24 protein-coding genes, 1 tRNA gene and 2 pseudogenes are annotated in these 21,116 nt (G+C 40.4%); 12 read left to right on the top strand and 15 right to left on the bottom strand.

Translation table 11 applies throughout. From position 1 onward, the window contains the following. Nucleotides 1-111 precede the first annotated feature (111 nt). Nucleotides 112-441, top strand: coding sequence for a helicase BlpT (locus WKI23_RS08320; RefSeq protein WP_368079589.1), 330 nt, complete (start codon nucleotides 112-114; stop codon nucleotides 439-441). A gap of 239 nt (nucleotides 442-680) precedes the next feature. Continuing rightward, nucleotides 681-2,240: an ATP-binding cassette domain-containing protein gene (locus tag WKI23_RS08315; RefSeq protein WP_368079586.1), complete on the top strand. Its 1,560-nt coding sequence runs from the start codon at nucleotides 681-683 to the stop codon at nucleotides 2,238-2,240. A 44-nt stretch (nucleotides 2,241-2,284) separates the two neighbouring features. On the opposite strand, the gene htpX is transcribed toward WKI23_RS08315, so the two are convergent. Together htpX and WKI23_RS08305 are read right to left on the bottom strand one after the other, a co-directional pair. Further along, nucleotides 2,285-3,184 (bottom strand): zinc metalloprotease HtpX, encoded by a 900-nt coding sequence (gene htpX / locus WKI23_RS08310; RefSeq protein ID WP_368079585.1) that lies wholly within the window; start codon nucleotides 3,182-3,184, stop codon nucleotides 2,285-2,287. Nucleotide 3,185: 1 nt separating this feature from the next. Next, nucleotides 3,186-3,746, bottom strand: a complete 561-nt coding sequence (locus tag WKI23_RS08305; RefSeq protein ID WP_368079584.1) for a LemA family protein — start codon at nucleotides 3,744-3,746, stop codon at nucleotides 3,186-3,188. Between the two features lie 93 nt (nucleotides 3,747-3,839). On the opposite strand from WKI23_RS08305, the gene rsmG reads away from it, so the two are divergent. Together rsmG and WKI23_RS08295 are read left to right on the top strand one after the other, a co-directional pair. Beyond that, nucleotides 3,840-4,553 carry a 16S rRNA (guanine(527)-N(7))-methyltransferase RsmG gene (gene rsmG / locus WKI23_RS08300; protein WP_368079583.1) on the top strand — a complete coding sequence of 238 codons (714 nt, stop codon included), beginning with the start codon at nucleotides 3,840-3,842 and terminating at the stop codon, nucleotides 4,551-4,553. Nucleotides 4,554-4,757: 204 nt separating this feature from the next. Beyond that, a complete protein-coding gene (locus WKI23_RS08295) occupies nucleotides 4,758-6,041 on the top strand; it encodes a uracil-xanthine permease family protein (RefSeq protein WP_368079582.1) in 1,284 nt (427 codons plus the stop codon). A 101-nt stretch (nucleotides 6,042-6,142) separates the two neighbouring features. On the opposite strand, the gene ffh is transcribed toward WKI23_RS08295, so the two are convergent. The 3 genes from ffh to WKI23_RS08280 form a co-directional block, all read right to left on the bottom strand. Continuing rightward, entirely contained in the window at nucleotides 6,143-7,714 is a 1,572-nt protein-coding gene (ffh, locus tag WKI23_RS08290) for a signal recognition particle protein (RefSeq protein ID WP_368079581.1), read from the bottom strand. A gap of 11 nt (nucleotides 7,715-7,725) precedes the next feature. Continuing rightward, nucleotides 7,726-8,058 carry a putative DNA-binding protein gene (locus WKI23_RS08285; protein ID WP_000402071.1) on the bottom strand — a complete coding sequence of 111 codons (333 nt, stop codon included), beginning with the start codon at nucleotides 8,056-8,058 and terminating at the stop codon, nucleotides 7,726-7,728. Between the two features lie 90 nt (nucleotides 8,059-8,148). Beyond that, a complete protein-coding gene (locus tag WKI23_RS08280; protein WP_261061204.1) occupies nucleotides 8,149-8,526 on the bottom strand; it encodes a DUF1934 domain-containing protein in 378 nt (125 codons plus the stop codon). A gap of 71 nt (nucleotides 8,527-8,597) precedes the next feature. On the opposite strand from WKI23_RS08280, the gene WKI23_RS08275 reads away from it, so the two are divergent. Further along, a complete protein-coding gene (locus WKI23_RS08275; protein ID WP_368079580.1) occupies nucleotides 8,598-9,902 on the top strand; it encodes an HD domain-containing protein in 1,305 nt (434 codons plus the stop codon). A 12-nt stretch (nucleotides 9,903-9,914) separates the two neighbouring features. Continuing rightward, entirely contained in the window at nucleotides 9,915-10,721 is an 807-nt protein-coding gene (gene yidA / locus WKI23_RS08270; RefSeq protein WP_004261542.1) for a sugar-phosphatase, read from the top strand. Between the two features lie 56 nt (nucleotides 10,722-10,777). Here yidA and WKI23_RS08265 read toward each other — a convergent pair. From WKI23_RS08265 to WKI23_RS08240, 6 genes are all read right to left on the bottom strand, one after another. Beyond that, nucleotides 10,778-10,849: transfer RNA gene (locus WKI23_RS08265), tRNA-Arg, on the bottom strand. 40 nt (nucleotides 10,850-10,889) lie between these two features. Continuing rightward, nucleotides 10,890-11,237 (bottom strand): 50S ribosomal protein L19, encoded by a 348-nt coding sequence (rplS, locus tag WKI23_RS08260; protein ID WP_001068669.1) that lies wholly within the window; start codon nucleotides 11,235-11,237, stop codon nucleotides 10,890-10,892. Nucleotides 11,238-11,355: 118 nt separating this feature from the next. Then, nucleotides 11,356-11,685, bottom strand: coding sequence for a fluoride efflux transporter CrcB (gene crcB / locus WKI23_RS08255; protein ID WP_368079579.1), 330 nt, complete (start codon nucleotides 11,683-11,685; stop codon nucleotides 11,356-11,358). Beyond that, nucleotides 11,679-12,053 (bottom strand): fluoride efflux transporter CrcB, encoded by a 375-nt coding sequence (gene crcB / locus WKI23_RS08250; RefSeq protein WP_368079578.1) that lies wholly within the window; start codon nucleotides 12,051-12,053, stop codon nucleotides 11,679-11,681. Before crcB (WKI23_RS08250) ends, crcB (WKI23_RS08255) begins: the two co-directional genes overlap by 7 nt. Continuing rightward, nucleotides 12,050-12,316, bottom strand: a complete 267-nt coding sequence (locus tag WKI23_RS08245) for a chorismate mutase (RefSeq protein WP_049500393.1) — start codon at nucleotides 12,314-12,316, stop codon at nucleotides 12,050-12,052. Before WKI23_RS08245 ends, crcB (WKI23_RS08250) begins: the two co-directional genes overlap by 4 nt. 115 nt (nucleotides 12,317-12,431) lie before the next feature. Continuing rightward, a complete protein-coding gene (locus WKI23_RS08240) occupies nucleotides 12,432-12,875 on the bottom strand; it encodes a flavodoxin (protein WP_001162128.1) in 444 nt (147 codons plus the stop codon). A gap of 103 nt (nucleotides 12,876-12,978) precedes the next feature. On the opposite strand from WKI23_RS08240, the gene WKI23_RS08235 reads away from it, so the two are divergent. The 4 genes from WKI23_RS08235 (at nucleotide 12,979) to WKI23_RS08220 (ending at nucleotide 15,024) form a co-directional block, all read left to right on the top strand. Further along, nucleotides 12,979-13,914, top strand: a complete 936-nt coding sequence (locus WKI23_RS08235) for a bifunctional oligoribonuclease/PAP phosphatase NrnA (RefSeq protein ID WP_368079577.1) — start codon at nucleotides 12,979-12,981, stop codon at nucleotides 13,912-13,914. A gap of 95 nt (nucleotides 13,915-14,009) precedes the next feature. Beyond that, nucleotides 14,010-14,252 carry a type B 50S ribosomal protein L31 gene (locus tag WKI23_RS08230; protein WP_000710764.1) on the top strand — a complete coding sequence of 81 codons (243 nt, stop codon included), beginning with the start codon at nucleotides 14,010-14,012 and terminating at the stop codon, nucleotides 14,250-14,252. Nucleotides 14,253-14,402: 150 nt separating this feature from the next. After that, nucleotides 14,403-14,687, top strand: a complete 285-nt coding sequence (relB, locus tag WKI23_RS08225) for a type II toxin-antitoxin system RelB/ParD family antitoxin (protein WP_023941319.1) — start codon at nucleotides 14,403-14,405, stop codon at nucleotides 14,685-14,687. Continuing rightward, nucleotides 14,677-15,024 carry a type II toxin-antitoxin system RelE/ParE family toxin gene (locus tag WKI23_RS08220; RefSeq protein ID WP_083977813.1) on the top strand — a complete coding sequence of 116 codons (348 nt, stop codon included), beginning with the start codon at nucleotides 14,677-14,679 and terminating at the stop codon, nucleotides 15,022-15,024. The genes relB and WKI23_RS08220 overlap by 11 nt, the downstream gene beginning before the upstream one ends. A gap of 211 nt (nucleotides 15,025-15,235) precedes the next feature. Here the strand turns inward: WKI23_RS08220 and WKI23_RS08215 are convergent, their stop codons facing one another. Beyond that, nucleotides 15,236-16,597, bottom strand: a complete 1,362-nt coding sequence (locus WKI23_RS08215; protein WP_368079576.1) for an N-acetylmuramoyl-L-alanine amidase — start codon at nucleotides 16,595-16,597, stop codon at nucleotides 15,236-15,238. Nucleotides 16,598-16,992: 395 nt separating this feature from the next. On the opposite strand from WKI23_RS08215, the gene WKI23_RS08210 reads away from it, so the two are divergent. Then, nucleotides 16,993-18,252: an N-acetylmuramoyl-L-alanine amidase family protein gene (locus WKI23_RS08210; RefSeq protein WP_368079575.1), complete on the top strand. Its 1,260-nt coding sequence runs from the start codon at nucleotides 16,993-16,995 to the stop codon at nucleotides 18,250-18,252. Between the two features lie 107 nt (nucleotides 18,253-18,359). Here the strand turns inward: WKI23_RS08210 and WKI23_RS09435 are convergent. Continuing rightward, a pseudogene (locus WKI23_RS09435) lies at nucleotides 18,360-18,470 on the bottom strand (tyrosine-type recombinase/integrase); the annotation flags it as partial. Beyond that, nucleotides 18,418-18,901: pseudogene (locus WKI23_RS08205) on the bottom strand (transposase); the annotation flags it as partial. The pseudogenes WKI23_RS08205 and WKI23_RS09435, both read right to left, overlap by 53 nt. Before the next feature lie 430 nt (nucleotides 18,902-19,331). On the opposite strand from WKI23_RS08205, the gene gdhA reads away from it, so the two are divergent. After that, nucleotides 19,332-20,678 carry an NADP-specific glutamate dehydrogenase gene (gene gdhA / locus WKI23_RS08195; protein ID WP_368079574.1) on the top strand — a complete coding sequence of 449 codons (1,347 nt, stop codon included), beginning with the start codon at nucleotides 19,332-19,334 and terminating at the stop codon, nucleotides 20,676-20,678. Between the two features lie 214 nt (nucleotides 20,679-20,892). On the opposite strand, the gene WKI23_RS08190 is transcribed toward gdhA, so the two are convergent. Beyond that, nucleotides 20,893-21,087: a hypothetical protein gene (locus WKI23_RS08190; protein WP_368079573.1), complete on the bottom strand. Its 195-nt coding sequence runs from the start codon at nucleotides 21,085-21,087 to the stop codon at nucleotides 20,893-20,895. Nucleotides 21,088-21,116: the final 29 nt, after the last annotated feature.

Here is a 21,116-nt window from a genome sequence, read left to right as displayed (position 1 = left end):
GCTACAAATCAGCCCACCAAACTTTGTAATTAAAATTCGATTTTCAACATATTTACTATGCTGTTTTTATTTTTTAGTGCTATACTACATCAGAGCAAGGAGGATGCCCACATAGAAGACAAAGAACTCGTTACTAATGTAACCCAACTCCTATCCGAGTTAAATAAAAGTTTCCAAAGCTGTAAACAAGGAACAGCAGATGATATTCGACTGCAAGAGTTGCTAAATACTACTCTGCAAGAGCTCAAAAAAGCGGAAAAGTTGGACAACAGTATTTTAATCGATCTTGAGAAATTTTACCAACCTACCAGTCTTCTGATTGGACTTGGTAGCCTAAAACTAAACGACCAAGCACGCACCGCTTGGCGCAACTATGATAAATTCCATTACGAGCATGTCAAACACCTACTAACTCTTTATATACCTATTTTTGGATTTTAGAGCATAGAATTTCCAGTTTTCTGTTGACAAAATTTCCTGAAAAGTATAGGATAGAGGTACTAATACTCGGAGGTAAGGGAGACATGAACAACTAAGTCTATCAAATAAAGAACCTTTATTTAGTAGATCTTGTTTTTGTCTCTTTTTGTGTGCTCTTTTATGCTCTTTTTTCTGGCATTTTCATAGAGTTTTTTTGACATAGACTTTGGGCTCTACTAGGTAAAGTAGAGCTTTTTGTTATGCACTATGGACATTCTAGAAAGGGTAATCATATGATAAAAATCAATCACCTGACCATCACACAAAACAAAGATTTACGAGACCTTGTCTCTGATCTAAGCATGACCATCCAGGATGGGGAAAAGGTAGCTATTATTGGAGAGGAAGGAAATGGCAAATCAACCTTACTTAAAACTTTAATGGGGGAAGCTTTGCCTGATTTCACTATCAGGGGAGACATCCAGTCTGACCATCAATCACTAGCCTACATTCCTCAAAAACTCCCCGAGGACCTGAAAAAGAGAAGTTTACATGACTACTTCTTTTTGGATTCTGCTGATTTAGACTACAGTATTCTTTATCGTTTAGCGGAGGAGTTACATTTTGATAGTGATCGTTTTGCTAGCGACCAAGAGATTGGGAGACTTTCGGGAGGCGAATCTTTGAAAATTCAGCTCATCCATGAGTTAGCTAAACCCTTTGAGATTCTATTTTTAGATGAACCTTCAAATGACCTAGACCTTGAGACGGTTGATTGGCTAAAAAATCAGATTCGAAAGATTAGGCAAACTGTTATTTTCATTTCCCATGATGAGGACTTTCTTTCTGAAACGGCAGACACTATTGTCCACTTGCGACTGGTCAAGCACCGTAAAGAAGCGGAAACGCTAGTAGAGCATTTAGACTATGATCGCTACAGTGAGCAGAGAAAGGTTCATTTTGCCAGACAAAGTCAGCAAGCTGCTAACGACCAGAGAGCCTATGACAAAACCATGGAAAAACATCGCCGAGTCAAGCAAAATGTAGAAACTGCACTTCGAGCTACCAAAGACAGTACTGCCGGTCGCCTATTGGCTAAAAAGATGAAAACTGTTCTCTCACAAGAAAAACGCTACGAAAGGGCAGCTCAGTCCATGACCCAAAAGCCACTTGAAGAGGAACAAATCCAACTTTTCTTTTCAGACATCCAACCATTACCTGCTTCTAAAGTCTTAATCCAACTGGAAAAAGAAAATTTGTCCATTGGCGAGCGAATTTTGTCTCAGGGACTACAACTAACTGTCCGTGGCCAAGAAAAAATCGGTATCATCGGACCAAATGGTGTTGGAAAATCAACTCTGTTAGCCAGGTTGCAACAACTACTAAGCGCCAAAAGAGAGATTTCGCTTGGTTTTATGCCACAAGATTACCACAAAAAACTGCAATTGGATTTATCACCAATAGCCTATCTCAGCCAAACTGGACAAAAAGAAGAACTGCAAAAAATCCAATCTCACCTAGCTAGTCTCAATTTCAGTTATCCAGAAATGCAGCATCAAATTCGCTCCTTATCTGGCGGACAACAGGGTAAACTCCTGCTTTTGGATTTAGTCTTGTGCAAACCAAACTTTCTCCTGTTGGATGAACCTACACGAAACTTTTCTCCAACTTCTCAACCCCAAATCAGAAAACTCTTTGCCACTTATCCAGGCGGTCTCGTCACTGTTTCGCATGACCGTCGTTTCTTAAAAGAAGTTTGCTCGATTATCTATCGCATGACAGAACACGGTTTAGAGGCCGTTGATCTACAAGATATATAAATCTTGAATATAGCAAAAATCCAGAGACGACCTCTGGATTCTTTTTACATCTGTTTTAAACGTTCAATCCGTTCTGAAATAGGTGGGTGAGTATAAAAGAGTTTTTGGAACCCTCCACCTTTCTTGGGATCATTGATATAAAGTGCGCTGCTGGCATCATCGACATGGTGATGCATCGGCTCGCTATTATTCAACTTACGTAGAGCGTTAATCATCCCTTGCGGATTGCGCGTCAACTCGACACTGGAAGCATCAGCTAGGAATTCCCTCTGACGAGAAATAGCTAGTTGCACCAAGGTTGCAGCGAGAGGAGCCAACACGATAGCTAGGAGGGAAACCACTAGCATAATGATTTCTAAGCCATTTCCATCTCGGTCATCGTCACTTCGTCTGCGACCTGCGCCACCCCACCACATCATACGACCTGCCATACTAGAAAGCATGGTAATGGCACTGGCAAGAGCAACGGCAATAGTCGAAATACGGATATCGTAGTTACGGATATGACTGACTTCATGGCCCATAACAGCTTCTAGCTCCTCACGATTCATGATAGCTAGAAGGCCTGAAGTCGCAGCAACCGCCGCATTTTGAGGGTTAGAACCTGTCGCAAAGGCATTTAAGGCTGGATCATCAATGATGAAAACACGGGGCATAGGAATCTGAGCCACCATGGCCATATCTTCCACTACATGGTAAAGGTCTGGTGCCATTTGCTCATCAACTTCACGCGCCCCATTCATAGACATGACAATCTCAGTCGATTGAAAAATCATGGACAAGGCATAGATAAAGCCGATAATCAGCGCGATAACCAAACCACCAAGCCCAGACCGCATAAAGAGGTAACCAACTGCATAGCCAACAAGAGCTAAGAGTAGGAAAAATACCAGCAACAAAATCCAGGTTTTTCGTTTATTGCTTGCAATTTGATCAAACAACATCTTAGTCACCTAAACCGCTAAAATCAACTTTAGGAACTGCCTTTTCCTCTTCTGGTGTTTGAAGGAAATCTGCTGCTTTAAATCCAAACATTCCAGCGATAATATTGCTTGGGAAAGTTTCTAATTTTACATTGTAGTTGCTGACAACACTGTTGTAGAGTTGACGAGAGTAAGAAATTTTATTTTCTGTATTGGTCAACTCCTCTTGCAATTTAACAAAGTTTGCACTGGCTTTCAAATCTGGATAGCTTTCTGCAACTGCAAAAATACCCGAAACCTGACGAGTGAGGGCATCACTAGCTTTCATAGCTTCTGCTGGTGAAGTCGCTGCAGCAACTTGATTGCGAAGTTCTGCCACCTTTTCAAGGGTAGAACCTTCATATTTGGCATAACCTTTTACAGTTTCAATCAAGTTTGGCAAGAGGTCATTTCGACGTTTCAACTGAACATCAATCTGACTCCAAGCCTCCTTTGTTTGCATACGATTCTTAACCAAACCGTTATAGATAACAATCACAAAAATAACAACAAGAGCCAAAACTCCAAGAATAATCCAAGTCATTATATAAGTCCTTTCTACTTTTAGATTAGTACCAGTATATCAAATTTTTAATGATTGTGGTAAAATAAGATGATACTAAAGAAGGAAATAACTATGAAACCAGAAACATTTTACAACTTGCTTGCCGAGCAGAACCTTCCACTTTCGGACCAGCAGAAAGAACAATTTGAACGTTATTTTGAACTCTTGGTCGAGTGGAATGAAAAAATCAATCTAACAGCCATTACAGACAAGGATGAAGTTTATCTCAAACATTTTTACGATTCGATTGCACCCATCCTTCAAGGTTTGATTCCTAATGAAGCTATCAAACTTCTTGATATTGGAGCCGGGGCAGGATTTCCTAGTCTACCAATGAAAATCCTCTATCCTCAGTTAGATGTGACCATCATTGATTCGCTAAATAAGCGCATCAACTTCCTACAACTCTTGGCTCAAGAACTGGATTTGGACGATGTTCATTTCTACCATGGACGTGCAGAAGACTTGGCCCAAGACAAAAACTTCCGTGCTCAATATGATTTTGTAACAGCTCGTGCGGTTGCCCGTATGCAGGTCTTATCTGAATTGACAATTCCTTACCTGCAAGTTGGTGGAAAACTACTGGCACTCAAGGCCAGCAATGCGCCTGAGGAGTTATTAGAAGCTAAGAATGCCCTCAACCTCCTTTTTAGTAAGGTCGAAGACAATCTCAGCTACGCCCTACCAAATGGAGATCCGCGCTACATCACAGTGGTAGAAAAGAAAAAGGAAACACCAAATAAATATCCACGTAAGGCTGGTATGCCAAATAAACGCCCGCTTTAAATTTTTTAGTAAACAAATGTTTACAAAGTTTGCAATTTTTGCTATACTATCACAAGCAAAGGTTTTTAATGTCATCCCGTGAGGTGACGAAGACGCAGAAATATTTGAAACTCTTTAAAGTCTAGATTTTAAAGAAGTCTTACTCTGAGGGCCTATTGCTGTAAAATAATGGGCTCTTTTTTGATGCCCAAAAGTGAGGTTAATATGAAACAGGAATCAACTGTTGATTTGCTTTTAGACGTTGACCAACGTCCTTCAGCTGGAAAGGGAATTCTTCTTAGCTTCCAGCACGTATTCGCCATGTTTGGTGCAACCATCTTGGTACCTTTGATCTTGGGAATGCCTGTATCGGTTGCCCTTTTTGCATCAGGTGTAGGAACACTCATTTACATGATCTCTACTGGCTTTAAAGTTCCAGTTTATCTGGGTTCTTCTTTTGCCTTTATCACAGCTATGTCACTTGCCATGAAAGAAATGGGTGGTGATGTATCTGCTGCTCAGACAGGGGTTATCCTGACTGGTCTTGTCTATGTCCTTGTTGCTGCAGGTGTGCGCTTTGCAGGTACAAAATGGATCGACAAACTCTTACCACCAATCATTATCGGTCCTATGATCATTGTTATCGGTCTTGGACTAGCTAGTTCAGCTGTTACCAACGCTGGTCTTGTAGCTGACGGAAACTGGAAAAACGCTCTTGTAGCCGTTGTTACTTTCTTGATTGCTGCCTTTATCAATACAAAAGGAAAAGGATTCCTACGAATTATCCCATTCCTATTTGCCATTATCGGTGGTTACCTCTTTGCACTAACCCTTGGCTTGGTTGACTTCACTCCTGTTCTTGAAGCTAACTGGTTTGAAATCCCTGGTTTCTACCTACCATTCAATACAGGTGGTGCCTTCAAACAATACGACCTTTACTTCGGTCCTGAAACAATTGCCATCTTACCAATCGCAATCGTAACCATTTCTGAACATATCGGAGACCATACCGTTTTAGGTCAAATCTGTGGACGCCAATTTTTGAAAGAACCTGGTCTACACCGTACTCTTCTTGGTGATGGCATCGCAACATCTGTTTCTGCCTTCCTCGGTGGACCAGCCAATACAACTTACGGTGAAAATACAGGGGTTATCGGAATGACTCGTATCGCTTCTGTCTCAGTTATCCGTAACGCTGCCTTTATCGCAATTGCCCTTAGCTTCCTTGGTAAATTCACTGCCTTGATTTCAACTATTCCAAACGCTGTACTTGGTGGTATGTCAATCCTTCTCTATGGAGTTATCGCCAGCAACGGTTTGAAAGTCTTGATCAAAGAACGTGTTGATTTCGCTCAAATGCGTAACCTCATCATCGCAAGTGCTATGTTGGTTCTTGGACTTGGAGGAGCTATCCTTAAACTCGGTCCAGTTACCCTTTCAGGAACTGCCCTATCAGCTATGACAGGAATCATCTTGAACTTGATCTTACCACACGAAAATAAAGACTAAGAATCTAAACATATCAAAAAACGAGCATTTCCAATTACGGAAGTGCTTATTTTTTTCTTTCTAAAAACTAAAAAAGGAAAGCCCTGCAGCCTTCCCTTGTCTTACTTGCGTTTCTTCTTTGCTTTTTTCATTTTGTTAGCCATGCGTTTCATAGACTGTTTCATGGCAAATTCACCGATTTTACCTTTGAGTCCACCACCAAACATCTGGCTCATATCTGGCATTCCTGCTCCTCCGAGAGCTGATAACTCAGGCATACCACCTTGTCCCATCATTCCTTCAAGGGCAGACATATCCATTCCTCCCATATTTGGCATATTTTTAGGAAGGTTGTTTGGATTGATTCCCATCTGCTTCATCATCTTGTTCATATCTCCAGACATAACACCCTGCATGAGTTGTTTAGCCTGGTTAAAGTCCTTGATGAATTTATTAACTTCGACGAAGGTATTTCCCGAACCTGCAGCAATACGACGACGACGGCTCGGATTTAACAAATCTGGATTTTCACGTTCTTCAGGTGTCATTGAAGACACAATAGCACGTTTACGAGCAATCTGACGCTCATCTACCTTCATGTTTTGAAGGGCTGGATTGTTAGCCATACCTGGAATCATCTTGAGCAAGTCTTCCATTGGCCCCATGTTTTGCACCTGATCCAACTGATCAATGAAATCATTGAAATCAAAGGTATTTTCACGCATCTTCTCAGCCATTTCAAGGGCTTTTTGCTCATCGTATTCCTGAGAAGCTTTCTCAATCAAAGTGAGCATATCGCCCATACCAAGGATACGGCTAGACATGCGATCTGGGTGGAAGGTTTCGATGTCCGTAATCTTTTCACCTGTACCAGTGAACTTGATTGGTTTTCCAGTAATGTGACGAACAGATAGGGCAGCACCACCACGAGTGTCCCCATCAATCTTAGTAAGGATAACCCCAGTCACTTCCAACTGAGCATTAAACTCACGCGCAACATTGGCTGCTTCTTGACCAATCATGGCATCAACGACGAGCAGAATTTCGTTTGGTTGAGCTAGTGCTTTCACGTCACGAAGTTCATTCATCAAAAGCTCATCAATCTGCAAACGACCTGCCGTATCAATCAAGACATAATCGTTGTGATTGGCTTGGGCTTGTTCCAAACCTTGACGTACAATCTCCACAGCTGGAACCTCTGTCCCAAGAGCGAAAACCGGCACATCAATCTGTTGTCCCAAGGTCTTCAGCTGATCAATAGCCGCAGGACGGTAAATATCCGCCGCAATCATCAAAGGACGGGCATTTTCTTCTTTTTTGAGTTTGTTGGCCAATTTACCAGCAAAAGTTGTTTTACCAGCCCCCTGCAAACCGACCATCATGATGATTGTAGGAATCTTAGGTGATTTGATAATTTCTGCCGTATCAGAACCTAAAACAGCTGTCAGTTCCTCATCAACGATTTTAATAATCTGTTGCGCAGGATTAAGGGTATCAATGACCTCATGCCCGACTGCACGCTCACGAACTTTCTTAATAAAGTCCTTTACAACAGGCAAGGCAACATCAGCCTCAAGCAAGGCCAAGCGAATTTCTTTGGTTGCCTCTTGGACATCAGCTTCAGAGATTTTTCCTTTTTTACGTAGATTTTTAAAGACGTTCTGCAAACGTTCTGTTAAACTTTCAAATGCCATTTTTCTTCCTCTTATTCTCTATTATCAATGCTTGTTAAAATTTCTATCTGCTCCTGCAGAAAGTTATCCTTGGGATAACGCTCCAAAATCTGATCAAAAATTTGACTACGGACAATGTAGTCCGAGTACATGTGCAATTTCATCTCATAATCTTCCAGAATCTTTTCTGTCCGCTTGATATTATCATAGACAGCCTGACGACTGACACCAAACTCCTCAGCAATCTCAGCGAGGCTGTAATCATCAGCGTAGTAGAGCTCTATATAATTCATTTGCTTGTCTGTCAAAAGCGCCGCATAAAATTCAAAGAGCGCATTCATACGATTGGTTTTTTCGATTTCCATAACTTTTATTATACCAAAAAATAGCCTAATCTACCACACTAGGAAGTCAATCTAAGAAGATAGCTAGCTAAATTTGAGAAATATAAGAGACTAGCCCCAAGTAATTTCCAATTGATAGCTGGCAAAGGGATGTCCCTCTTGATTTTGTAGTTGATAATCTAGTTCAATCTTTTGCCCATCAACTTGATAATGGCTCGTTTGGATGATAAACTCCTGCATACCCATAGGTGTAGGAATATAGGCTAAACTATCGCTATCCTTTAGAAAGCGCATAATGGTCTTGGGATTGGAAAAACGGGTCATCACCAGTTCTTGACCATGAAATTTAATCACTACTTTTTCCTTTTCCTCATTATAGAAAAGCAGATAGCTATAATCTCCCTTCTCATGCACTTCCACGTCATAAAGCTGGTCAATCACTTCCAACTGCTCATCAAACTGAATCCTATTTCGCATCCGAATCTTCACATCAGGTCCTCTTTCTTGTCTCTTGTCCTACTATTTTACCAAAAACTCTAGCTTTTTGCTATAATGGTCATATGAACGAAAAAGTATTCCGTGACCCAGTTCACAACTACATCCATGTCAATAATCAAATCATCTATGACTTGATCAATACAAAAGAATTTCAACGCTTGCGCCGAATCAAGCAACTAGGAACTTCCAGTTATACCTTCCACGGTGGAGAGCACAGCCGCTTCTCCCACTGTCTAGGAGTCTATGAGATTGCACGACGCATCACAGAGATTTTTGAAGAAAAATATCCAGAAGAATGGAATCCTGCCGAGTCCCTCTTGACCATGACCGCTGCTCTCCTACACGACCTTGGGCATGGTGCCTACTCCCATACTTTTGAACATCTCTTTGATACAGACCATGAAGCCATTACTCAGGAGATTATCCAAAGTCCTGAGACGGAAATTCATCAAGTCCTGCTACAAGTGGCACCTGATTTCCCAGAAAAGGTTGCCAGTGTCATTGACCATACCTATCCTAACAAGCAGGTCGTGCAACTCATTTCCAGTCAAATTGATGCAGACCGCATGGACTATCTCTTGCGCGACTCCTATTTTACAGGAGCATCCTATGGAGAATTTGACCTGACTCGCATCCTCCGAGTCATTCGTCCTATCGAAAATGGGATTGCCTTTCAGCGCAATGGCATGCATGCCATTGAAGACTATGTCCTCAGTCGCTACCAGATGTACATGCAGGTTTATTTCCACCCAGCAACACGTGCTATGGAAGTTCTCCTACAGAATCTCCTCAAGCGCGCCAAGGAACTCTATCCTGAGGACAAGGACTTCTTTGCACGAACTTCTCCACATCTCCTGCCTTTCTTTGAAAAAAATGTGACCTTGTCTGACTATCTGGCTCTGGATGATGGTGTGATGAATACCTACTTCCAACTCTGGATGACCAGTACTGACAAGATTCTAGCTGACTTATCGCAACGCTTTGTCAACCGCAAGGTCTTTAAATCCATTACCTTTTCACAAGAGGACCAAGACAAACTTGCTAGCATGAGAAAATTGGTTGAGGACATCGGATTTGATCCCGACTACTATACTGCCATTCATAAGAACTTTGACCTCCCTTATGATATCTATCGTCCCGAATCTGAAAATCCAAGGACACAGATTGAGATCTTACAAAAAAATGGAGAACTGGCAGAACTCTCTAGCCTGTCTCCTATCGTCCAATCCCTTGCTGGCAGTCGCCACGGAGATAATCGTTTCTATTTCCCAAAAGAAATGTTAGACCAAAACAGTATCTTCGCAAGCATTACCCAGCAATTTTTACACTTGATTGAGAACGATCATTTTACCCCAAATAAAAACTAGAAGAGGAAATTTATGAGTATTAAACTAATCGCCGTCGATATTGACGGAACTTTAGTCAACAGCCAAAAGGAAATCACTCCTGAAGTCTTTTCTGCCATCCAAGATGCCAAAGAAGCTGGTGTCAAAGTCGTCATTGCAACTGGCCGCCCTATCGCAGGTGTTGCCAAACTTCTAGACGACTTGCAGTTGAGAGACGAGGGTGACTATGTTGTGACCTTCAATGGTGCCCTTGTCCAAGAAACTGCTACTGGCCATGAGATTATCAGCGAATCCTTGACCTACGAGGATTATCTGGATATGGAATTTCTCAGTCGTAAGCTCGGTGTCCACATGCACGCTATTACCAAGGACGGCATCTACACAGCCAATCGCAATATCGGAAAATACACAGTGCACGAATCAACCCTCGTCAGCATGCCTATCTTCTACCGTACACCTGAAGAAATGGCTGACAAGGAAATCGTCAAATGTATGTTCATCGATGAACCTGAGATTCTCGATGCTGCCATTGAAAAGATACCAGCCGAATTTTACGAGCGCTACTCCATCAACAAATCTGCTCCTTTCTACCTCGAACTCCTTAAAAAGAATGTGGACAAGGGTTCAGCTATTACTCACTTAGCTGAAAAACTCGGATTGACCAAAGATGAAACAATGGCTATCGGTGACGAAGAAAATGACCGTGCTATGCTGGAAGTCGTTGGTAACCCCGTTGTCATGGAAAACGGAAATCCAGAAATCAAAAAAATCGCCAAATACATCACCAAAACAAATGACGAATCCGGCGTAGCCCATGCCATTCGTACATGGGTACTGTAAAAGGGTATGAATAGACGAAAACCGCTCAGCTGAGCGGTTTTTAGTATCTAATTACATGCCCCCTGCCGGAATCGAACCAGCAACTACTCCTTAGGAGGGAGTTGTTATATCCATTGAACTAAGGGAGCTAGATAAAAACTCTGCTGAAAAAGCAGAGTTTTAGTCGAATTAACGACGGATTTCTTTGATACGAGCTGCCTTACCTTGAAGTGCACGCAAGTAGTACAATTTCGCACGACGTACTTTACCATAACGAACAACTTCGATCTTTTCAACACGTGGAGTGTGGATTGGGAAGATACGCTCAACACCTACACCGTTAGAGATTTTACGAACTGTGTAGTTTTCTGAGATGCCAGCACCTTTACGTGCAATAACAACACCTTCAAAAATCTGGATACGTTCACGGTTACCTTCGACAACTTTCGCGTGTACACGAACAGTGTCACCAGGACGGAATGATGGGATATCTGTACGAAGTTGACCTTCAGTCAAGCTTTGGATTAATGGATTCATTTTATTCTCCTATCTTTGTCAATCTTGAGGAACCTTCCTCAGCGGATAAACTGTATTTTTGTGCGTCCATTACACACAAGATACAGTTTACCAAATTTCCAGAAAAAAGTAAAGAAATTTATAGCAGAATTCCTAAAAAAATCGCAACCAAACCACCTAGGTAAGTCAAAGTCAGGTAAGAATAAAATATCTTCTTATCACTTAGCAGTCTTTGAAGTTCATCATTCAAGGTCGAAAAAGTTGTCAAACCTCCACAAAAACCCGTCGCTAGAATAGCATAGACTTCCTTAGATTCCACATGATTGTAGAATAATCCAATCAAAAAACAACCTAAAAGATTGGCTATGAGCGTTCCGAGTGGCAATTTAGAAGCTTGATTATAGCGGGAAAAGAAATACCGTACGAGCGCTCCTAAGCCACAAGCAATTGCAAGATAGACGATTACCATTTCTTCCTCCCTAGAAAATAAGCCAAGAGTAGACCTCCACCAATACTCAAAAGCAAATACATAACTAAACTAAGATAACGCCCAGTATCCAGTAGTTTCACAGCATCAAGCATGAGACTAGAAAAGGTTGTTAGACCTCCGCAAAAACCTGTACCCAGTGCTAAAACCAAGCCCTTACTAGTCCCCTTATAGACCAGATAGCCCTTAACAAGATAAACCAAGCAGAAAATGCCTAGATAGTTAACAAGAAGGGTGCCCCAAGGAAAGTCAGGACTGGCTGGTAACCAAGTGGAAACTAGATAGCGGACAAGTCCGCCCAACATAGCAGCTAGAAAAATCCCTAGCGGATAAAATTGTTCTTTTTTCATTTGATATTTTGATCCTGATAATCACGTGAACGTTTGAGTATGTCAGAAAAAGTCGCGACAATAGTTTCCTGATAGCGCTTGTCCTCTACACGACTTCTAACCTTTTCAAAAATAACTTCTTCTCTCTTGGTATCTAAAATCGGTTTACCTGAAGCTTTCTTATATGCAACTACCCCCTCAACCAAGTGCATTCGTTCTTCTAACAGTTTGACAATTTGATCGTCGATTTGATCAATTTCTTGACGAATACTATCTAAATCCATACAGTCTCCTCCTTTATTTGAATTATTGTATCAAAAAGCCACCAAATAGGCTAGTAAAATCCCAACTCACGATAAGAAAAATGCACTGATTGATTGTATCAGCGCACTTTTATACTTATCCTACTTTAGCAGCCAATTCTTCTGCGAATTGTTCTAAGCGTTCAATATCTTCCTCCTCAGCAGAAAGATCAACTTTGACACACTCTGAACCTTTTTCTGCTCCTGTTGACACAAAGACACGGTCAAAGTCATCAACAGCCTTACAGAATTCATCATAGAAGGTGTCACCTGAACCAACCACTCCGTAGATTTTACCATTCAAGTTAAGATCTGCTAGGTCTTCGTAGAAGTCCATCATCTCATCTGGCAATTCACCATCACCATAAGTATAGGTCGCAACGATAGCGATGTCTGCTTCCAAGAAGTCTGAAGCGTCAACAGTTGTACATTCATCAACATCGACATCCAAGCCCAAGTCACGTAATTTGTCTGCTACAATATCTGCAATTTCTTCGGTATTACCGGTCATACTGGCAAATACAATTTTTGCTAATGCCATATCGTCCTCCTCAATTTATCTTTCTCCATTATATCACATCTTTTTCATTTTAAAAATAAAAATTCTTGTGCTACAATGAAATGAGAAAGAATTGAGGTTATTTATGGACATTTGCCATCAAATTTTAGAAAAAATCAAAGAATACGACACGATTATCATTCACCGTCATATGAAACCAGACCCTGATGCCTTGGGAAGTCAGGTGGGATTGAAAGCTCTTCTCAAACATCATTTCCCAGAAAAAACCATCAAAGCAGTTGGTTTTGATGAACCAACTCTTACTTGGATGGCTGAAATGGATTCTGTTGAAGATAGTGCCTACCAAGGAGCCCTTGTCATCGTCTGTGATACGGCTAACACCGCTCGTATCGATGATAAACGCTATAGTCAAGGTGATTTTCTCATTAAAATTGACCACCATCCAAATGATGATGTATACGGTGACCTATCTTGGGTGGATACTAGTTCAAGCAGCGCTAGCGAGATGATTACCCTATTTGCAGAAACAACCCAGCTGGCCTTGTCAGATTGCGCTGCTGAGTTACTCTTTGCAGGAATTATTGGTGATACAGGCCGCTTCCTCTACCCTTCTACCACTGCACGGACCCTCCGTCTGGCTGCCTCTCTGAGAGAACAGAACTTTGACTTTGCGGCTCTCACTCACAAAATGGACACTATGAGCTACAAAATCGCTAAACTTCAAGGCTACATCTACGACCATCTGGAAGTGGATGAAAATGGTGCGGCGCGTGTTATCCTGAGTCAGGAAATCTTAAAACGATTCAATGTCACCGATGCTGAAACTGCAGCCATTGTCGGTGCACCTGGACGTATTGACAGTGTAAGTCTCTGGGGAATTTTTGTAGAGCAGGCTGATGGCCACTACCGCGTTCGCTTACGCAGTAAAATCCATCCTATCAATGAAATTGCCAAAGAACATGATGGAGGAGGCCACCCTCTAGCAAGCGGTGCTAATTCCTATCGTCTTGAAGAAAACGAAATCATCTACCAAAAGTTAAAAAACTTGCTTAAAAACTGATAAAATACTTGCCAAACTTTTCAGAATCTGATAGACTAGTATAGTAACAATCTATGGCTCGCAAAGAGACCATGGCAGAAAGGAAATATTGCAAAATGAAAAAAGATATCCATCCAGAATATCGCCCAGTTGTCTTCATGGACACAACTACTGGTTACCAATTCCTTAGCGGTTCAACAAAACGCTCTAACGAAACAGTTGAGTTCGAAGGCGAAACTTACCCATTGATCCGTGTGGAAATTTCATCAGACTCACACCCATTCTACACTGGACGTCAAAAGTTCACTCAAGCAGATGGACGCGTGGATCGTTTCAACAAAAAATACGGTCTCAAATAATGATAAAAAGACAGCTTCGGCTGTTCTTTTTTCTTTCTTGAAATTAACTGCGGTTTTCATGTTCCAGACTCAAAAGTATAGAGTTTTTTCTTGCCTAAAAAATATAAAAGATATATACTAGCTATATATAGTATAGATTGGAGATATACCATGACGACATCACTTACTAAGCAATACAATTTTAAAATCAATGAGTCATCAATGGAACAAGCTAGAGCTATCATCAAAGAAAAAGGAATGACTATGACGGATGCTATTAGTCTTTTTATCGAGCAAATTGTTCTCGAACAGGATTTACCAATAAAAACCGCAGAAGATTTACACCGTGAACGATTGATTCAGGAGCTACAAGCCCAATCTGAACGCGCCTTAAGAGAATATGAATCCGGGCAAGGAACTTCCCTAGATGACATGAGGCTACGATATGACTTATAAAGTGATTCTATCTACTGAAGTGAGTCAAGCAATTGACAGTATCCATAACTACATCAGCACTGTTCTTTTATCACCCCAGTCGGCTAAGAATACTGTAGCCAGAATTTTAGACAGCTTAAAAAGTTTAGAAATCTTTCCTGAAGCAGGTTTTGACGCTGATGAGAAAATCGGACTAAAAATCAACAGTAAGTACCCAACACGAGGAAAAATTATAGGGCAATATATCTTGCTTTACTTTATCGATCAAACTCAAAAAACTGTTTTTCTTTCCCACTTATTCCACACCAAAAGTGACTATGTTACCTTGCTACAAAGCAAAAATAATAAATCATTTTAATGCCCACCACTCTCTTAATAACCTTGTACTTAGTCTTCGTTTTAACTAAAAACTCAAAAAACTTTGCACTCTAGCTAGCCACACAATAGCTTCCAGAGTACAAAGTTTTTTTATTAGAGCAGATTTACTCTTCCTTATCTTGATTCTCAGTTCCTTACCAATAAAAAACTAAGCCTAGGACAATCTCCAAAGCTTAGTTTGATCTAGTTTCTTAATTTCCAGCGTAATATTTTTGAATTCCTTTAATAATACCTTCAACCAACTTATCTTGGTATTGGTCACTACGGATTCGTTGGTTTTCTTCTGAATTATCCATATAACCCAACTCTAATAACACAGCAGGTTTCGCAGTCTCACGAAGAACAGCGAAGGTAGCTTGCAGAAGTCCAGCATCTCTAGCTCCTGTCTCGGCCAAGAGAGATGAATGAAGATCTGCTGCCAAACGATTACTTTCACTTATACGGTCTGGATTATTATGCCAGTACTGGTTAATCTTGCTCGGGTAACCTGCATCTTCCTTATAAGAATAAGTCTGTATTCCCAGATTCAGTGTTGTGTCATTCCCAGTAGCGTTAAAATGAATACTAATAAAGAAGTCTGCATTCGTTTTATTGACCATACGAGAACGCTCCGTCACAAAGTCAACATCCACATCACTATCACGAGATGTTAAAACTGTATAGCCAAGTTCTTCTAAACGTTTCCGTAATTTACGAGAGACCTGTAGATTCAAATCTTTTTCAGCTATTCCATAATAGTAAGCGCCCGAATCACGTCCACCATGCCCAGGATCTAGGAAGATAGTTTTACTATAGCGCCCCTTTTCAAATCCTTTTGGAAGTTCTTGCACCCATTTACCATTATCTTTGAAAAAATGACTACTTCCATCAATAGTATAAGTTCCAGTGACATAAACGCCATCTTCTTTAAGATAATACCAAGCTTGATAATCTTGATCATAAAGCCACTCTTTGTGAGCCATGTAGCCACCAGATTTTAGATAGTAAGAGCCAACCCATTGCTGCTCAGCATAATGCCCACCTGACTTGAGATAAAACCAGCTAGAGTAGTTAGGATCGTACACCCATTCTTTATCTGCCATAGCCCCACTGGATTTCAGGTAATAATTTCCCTTCCAGGTATTAGCTATCATGACACCATTTTGATCAAATGCATACCATTTACCATTGATTTGACTCCATTGGTTAGACAGATATTTTCCTGAGCCATTGGCGTAGTACCACTTGTTAGCCATCTGATACCAGCTATTTTCAAGTAAGTAACCATTCTTATCAAATAGGTAGCCCTCATAGAGAGTATCTGTAAATTTGACACCCGTTTGACTATAATAAGCCCACTTCCCATCTTCTTTTACCCAACCAGTTTGTAGCTTAGACTCAGTAGGAAGAGTTGGCTGGTTCTCTGTATCTGCTTGAGAAGTACTTGCAGAGCTAGTAGTTGAACTAGAGATAGAGTTATTCGTAGGATGACTAGCGTCATTAGCTAAAACTGTTTGGCTAGTAAATCCAAGAAGAGCCAGAGCAAGAATCGTAAATTTCTTATATGATTTCATTTATTTAACCTTTCTAGGGGAATGGAATCCCTGTGTTATTGAGTTCTTTGACTTCATTGATGGAGGAAGATTTGTTCCACATCCTCTAAGCTATAATTTATATGACATCATAGAGTGTTTAGCTTAAGTGTTTAGCTTATTTAAAGATGTGAAACCTAAAAAGCATGACTAAGTGGGAACCTTAAAAATTCAATTTCTGAACACCTAATCTCGCTTCAAATAGTTATCGAACAAGTCGAGTAGTTTTATTAAAATCATCTATTTATATTATACACCAAATTTAAGAAAAATTTTTGCAAACATCTAAATTTAAAATAAATCTAGTCCCTAGCTATACCGAATTTTAGTTTACTCTGTCCAGTAGAGATGTTATAATAAAAATAGGAGGACACAAAATGAACAATAAAACTAAAAAGTTCACACTTGCTACAGTTTTAGTACTTTCCTTGTTAGGTGCTGGAACTCTTACATCACAATCAGTAGCCGCTAATGATAGGTTGGTTTCCACTCAAGTAATCAATGGTCAATCCTACAATATATTAAACTCTGAGGTCACTAGTGCTTCTTCTGGTACTACTCTAGTTGGGATTGAAGGGACTTTCTTAACGCCAGATAAACAGGCTATCTTAGACCGTATCAATGCCATTCGAAAAGAGGCAGCAGACGAAGGTCTAGTTACTAGCTATGTTCCTATCAAATGGTCAACTGCACTAGAAAAAACAGCCTTCGTTCGTGCAGCAGAAGCTTCGATCACCATTGATCACACACGCTTGTCTAGCAAGGATATTTGGACTTCCTGGCCTGCAGGAAATTTCTCCCTTTCAGAAAATTTGGCTTGGAACTACAATGGATTTATGAAGGCCATCCAGCAATGGTATGATGAAAAAGCCGATTATGTTAAATCTCGTAGTGGTGTCAGTGTTACGGGTCAAACTGGACACTATAAATCCTTAATTGATCCAAAGCTGACCTATATGGGGCTTGCAGCCTTTGAAAACCCTGTCACTCAAAATGGATGGATTACCGTTGCACAAAGTTTCGGAACAGCATCTGGTGGCTCTGAAGAATTAGCTGGTGGTTATGGAAAGGCCATTCAATATACAGAAGCAAATTCTTCTCAGACTCAAACATTTGCGACTAAGGCAAATCTTTTTGACAAAGACTTAAAGGCTATCGGAACTCATAAAACCAAAACTACAAATACAAATTCAAGTCAGAAACTAGACGATGAGACCAATGACCCTGCCGAATTTCTTAATCGACTAAGAAGTTGGTTCAATCATTCCCAATACTTCGGAAGTTGGATTCAATCAAACGGACGTTGGTGGTTTAAACACAATGACGGCTCATACACGAGTAATGGATGGGAAAAAATAAATAGAACTTGGTATCGCTTTGACAACTCTGGTTGGATGCAAACAGGCTGGGTGAAAGACGGTAATTGGTACTATCTCGACGGTTCAGGCGCTATGAAGACTGGTTGGCTCAACGATAATGGTTCATGGTATTATCTTGACCAGTCAGGTGCTATGAAAACTGGCTGGATGAAAGTATCTGGTAAATGGTACTATGCCTATAGCTCTGGCGCACTCGCAATCAATACGACTACACCTGACGGTTACCGTGTTAATTACAATGGGGAGTGGGTAGGATAATTTAACTACAACAAAAAGACTCTATACTATCTCACAGTGAGTAATCTTCACTTTCAGATAGTATAGAGATTTTTATTTACCTAGTATAGCTCTTATCTTAGGCGTTTATAACAAACTGAAACAAGAACAAGACAAAAGCACCTCGTAAAAAGTACTGCAAGTTGCTCATACCTTTTTGAGGTGCTTTTTGATATGAGCCCATGTTTTCTCAATAGGATTGTACTCAGGTGAGTAGGGAGGAAGAGGTAAAAGTTTATGCCCAAACTCTTCACACAAGAGTTCTATCTTCCCCATTCTATGGAATCTTGCATTATCCATAATAATAACCGATGGTGTGGTTAATGTTGGTAAGAGAAATTTCTGAAACTAAGCCTCAAAAAAGTCGCTCGTCATCGTTTCTTGGTAAGTCATTGGAGCGATTAACTCCCCATTTGTTAGCCCTGCAACCAAAGAAATCCTCTGATATCTTCTTCCAGATACCTTACCTTCTTATTATCTGACCTTTTTATGAGCGACCATATTCTCGATAAAAATAAGTATCGAATCCTGTTTCATCAATATAAACAGGTGCTAGGTGCTTTAAACTATTAAAATTCTTAAGAAATAAAGCTACTTTTTCTGGGGCTTGTTCATGGATAGTATAGTACTTTATGGTTACCGAACAAGTCTAATGAAAAAATTCCGATGATAGTTCTAAATCTCAATAACCGCTTGGGTTCCATGATCCAACTCCAGCAAGGCATCTATACTTGTATAGAAAATCCTGCCCTGAATAAGGAGATGTAAATATTGCTTTCCTCCAAAATGGTCATAGTTTTACTGGCAAATCTAACATATCACGGATAAATTAACAAGTGATTTCTGAATTGCTAAACATTTTCTTTTCTTATACCATATTTTCACATTTTCTCTTTGAGAAAGATATTTCCAAGAAAAAGGTTCGTTTTTTATCTATTTTCAAAAAATCTCAAAAACTAAATTGAAAGAATTTTTAGAAAATTTTTGTTTTTCTCTTTACAGTTTAAAAAAATTCTGCTATAATGACACACATAATTAAATTAGAATTTAAGGAGAACGATATGACATCTGCTAAAGAATATATCCAAAGCGTGTTCGAAACTGTAAAAGCTCGTAACGGGCACGAGGCTGAATTCCTCCAAGCTGTTGAAGAATTTTTCAACACTTTGGAACCTGTATTTGAAAAACACCCTGAGTATATCGAAGAAAATATCTTGGCACGTATTACTGAGCCAGAGCGCGTGATTTCTTTCCGTGTTCCTTGGGTTGACCGTGATGGAAAAGTTCAAGTAAACCGTGGCTACCGTGTTCAATTCAACTCAGCTGTTGGACCATACAAAGGCGGACTTCGTTTCCACCCAACTGTAAACCAAGGGATTTTGAAATTCCTCGGATTTGAACAAATCTTTAAAAACGTCTTGACTGGACTTCCTATCGGTGGAGGTAAAGGTGGATCAGACTTCGATCCTAAAGGTAAAACAGATGCCGGAGTGATGCGCTTCTGCCAAAGCTTCATGACTGAATTGCAAAAACACATCGGACCATCACTTGACGTACCCGCTGGTGATATCGGTGTTGGTGGACGTGAGATTGGTTACCTTTACGGTCAATACAAACGCCTTAACCAATTTGACGCTGGTGTCTTGACTGGTAAGCCTCTTGGATTTGGTGGTAGCTTGATTCGTCCAGAAGCAACTGGTTACGGTTTGGTTTACTATACTGAAGAAATGCTGAAAGCTAACGGTAACAGCTTTGCTGGTAAGAAAGTCGTTATTTCAGGTTCTGGTAACGTGGCTCAATACGCTCTTCAAAAAGCAACTGAACTTGGTGCAACTGTCATCTCTGTATCTGACTCAAACGGCTATGTCATCGATGAAAATGGTATCGACTTTGATCTTTTGGTAGATGTTAAAGAAAAACGTCGCGCTCGTTTGACTGAGTATGCTGCTGAAAAAGCAACTGCTACTTATCATGAAGGTTCTGTATGGACTTATGCTGGAAACTATGACATCGCTCTTCCATGTGCTACTCAAAACGAAATCAATGGCGAAGCCGCTAAACGCTTGGTTGCTCAAGGCGTTATCTGTGTATCTGAAGGTGCCAACATGCCAAGCGACCTTGATGCCATCAAAGTTTACAAAGAAAATGGTATCTTCTACGGACCTGCCAAAGCTGCCAACGCTGGTGGTGTAGCCGTTTCAGCCCTTGAAATGAGCCAAAACAGTCTTCGCCTCTCATGGACTCGTGAAGAAGTTGATGGACGTCTCAAAGACATCATGACAAACATCTTCAACACAGCTAAAACGACTTCAGAAACATACGGTCTTGATAAAGACTACCTTGCAGGAGCAAACATTGCTGCCTTTGAAAATGTAGCAAATGCTATGATCGCCCAAGGTATTGTTTAATATTCATTTGCTTAATCCTCAATCGCTACGATTGGGGATTTTTAGCTTGAATTAAAAAGTTGGGAAAATCTAATTAAATAAAATAAAAACAGAACAACTTGATTACGGAGTTCAAACCAATTTCTAACAATGTTTTATAAAACTCGGTGGACTATTCTAAATTCAATCTATTTTATACTTTTCGAAAATCTCTTCAAACCACGTCAGCGTCGCCTTACCGTATGTATATGATACTGACTTCGTCAGCTCTATCTGCAACCTCAAAACGGTGTTTTGAGCTGACTTCGTCAGTTCTATCCACAACCTCAAAACTGTGTTTTGAGCTGACTTCGTCAGTATTATCTACAACCTCAAAACAGTGTTTTGAGCAACCTGCGACTAGCTTCCTAGTTTGCTCTTTGATTTTCATTGAGTATTACTTACTCGCCCCCTTTTTTG

The organism is Streptococcus pseudopneumoniae (genome assembly GCF_038148955.1).
Classification (GTDB): domain Bacteria; phylum Bacillota; class Bacilli; order Lactobacillales; family Streptococcaceae; genus Streptococcus; species Streptococcus pseudopneumoniae_T.
This window is presented reverse-complemented; position numbering and strand designations above follow the sequence as displayed.

Excerpts from the sequence above, each read along its gene's own strand:
- htpX (WP_368079585.1), bottom strand. The coding sequence starts at position 3,184 with ATGTTGTTTGATCAAATTGCAAGCAATAAACGAAAAACCTGGATTTTG.
- WKI23_RS08230 (WP_000710764.1), top strand. The coding sequence starts at position 14,010 with ATGAAAAAAGATATCCATCCAGAATATCGCCCAGTTGTCTTCATGGAC.
- WKI23_RS08190 (WP_368079573.1), bottom strand. The coding sequence starts at position 21,087 with ATGAAAATCAAAGAGCAAACTAGGAAGCTAGTCGCAGGTTGCTCAAAA.
- WKI23_RS08295 (WP_368079582.1), top strand. The coding sequence starts at position 4,758 with ATGAAACAGGAATCAACTGTTGATTTGCTTTTAGACGTTGACCAACGT.
- WKI23_RS08305 (WP_368079584.1), bottom strand. The coding sequence starts at position 3,746 with ATGACTTGGATTATTCTTGGAGTTTTGGCTCTTGTTGTTATTTTTGTG.
- crcB (WP_368079578.1), bottom strand. The coding sequence starts at position 12,053 with ATGAAAAAAGAACAATTTTATCCGCTAGGGATTTTTCTAGCTGCTATG.
- WKI23_RS08275 (WP_368079580.1), top strand. The coding sequence starts at position 8,598 with ATGAACGAAAAAGTATTCCGTGACCCAGTTCACAACTACATCCATGTC.
- WKI23_RS08240 (WP_001162128.1), bottom strand. The coding sequence starts at position 12,875 with ATGGCATTAGCAAAAATTGTATTTGCCAGTATGACCGGTAATACCGAA.
- ffh (WP_368079581.1), bottom strand. The coding sequence starts at position 7,714 with ATGGCATTTGAAAGTTTAACAGAACGTTTGCAGAACGTCTTTAAAAAT.
- WKI23_RS08235 (WP_368079577.1), top strand. The coding sequence starts at position 12,979 with ATGGACATTTGCCATCAAATTTTAGAAAAAATCAAAGAATACGACACG.
- WKI23_RS08315 (WP_368079586.1), top strand. The coding sequence starts at position 681 with ATGCACTATGGACATTCTAGAAAGGGTAATCATATGATAAAAATCAAT.
- gdhA (WP_368079574.1), top strand. The coding sequence starts at position 19,332 with ATGACATCTGCTAAAGAATATATCCAAAGCGTGTTCGAAACTGTAAAA.
- WKI23_RS08245 (WP_049500393.1), bottom strand. The coding sequence starts at position 12,316 with ATGGATTTAGATAGTATTCGTCAAGAAATTGATCAAATCGACGATCAA.
- WKI23_RS08210 (WP_368079575.1), top strand. The coding sequence starts at position 16,993 with ATGAACAATAAAACTAAAAAGTTCACACTTGCTACAGTTTTAGTACTT.
- yidA (WP_004261542.1), top strand. The coding sequence starts at position 9,915 with ATGAGTATTAAACTAATCGCCGTCGATATTGACGGAACTTTAGTCAAC.
- WKI23_RS08215 (WP_368079576.1), bottom strand. The coding sequence starts at position 16,597 with ATGAAATCATATAAGAAATTTACGATTCTTGCTCTGGCTCTTCTTGGA.
- rsmG (WP_368079583.1), top strand. The coding sequence starts at position 3,840 with ATGAAACCAGAAACATTTTACAACTTGCTTGCCGAGCAGAACCTTCCA.
- WKI23_RS08220 (WP_083977813.1), top strand. The coding sequence starts at position 14,677 with ATGACTTATAAAGTGATTCTATCTACTGAAGTGAGTCAAGCAATTGAC.
- crcB (WP_368079579.1), bottom strand. The coding sequence starts at position 11,685 with ATGGTAATCGTCTATCTTGCAATTGCTTGTGGCTTAGGAGCGCTCGTA.
- rplS (WP_001068669.1), bottom strand. The coding sequence starts at position 11,237 with ATGAATCCATTAATCCAAAGCTTGACTGAAGGTCAACTTCGTACAGAT.
- relB (WP_023941319.1), top strand. The coding sequence starts at position 14,403 with ATGACGACATCACTTACTAAGCAATACAATTTTAAAATCAATGAGTCA.
- WKI23_RS08285 (WP_000402071.1), bottom strand. The coding sequence starts at position 8,058 with ATGGAAATCGAAAAAACCAATCGTATGAATGCGCTCTTTGAATTTTAT.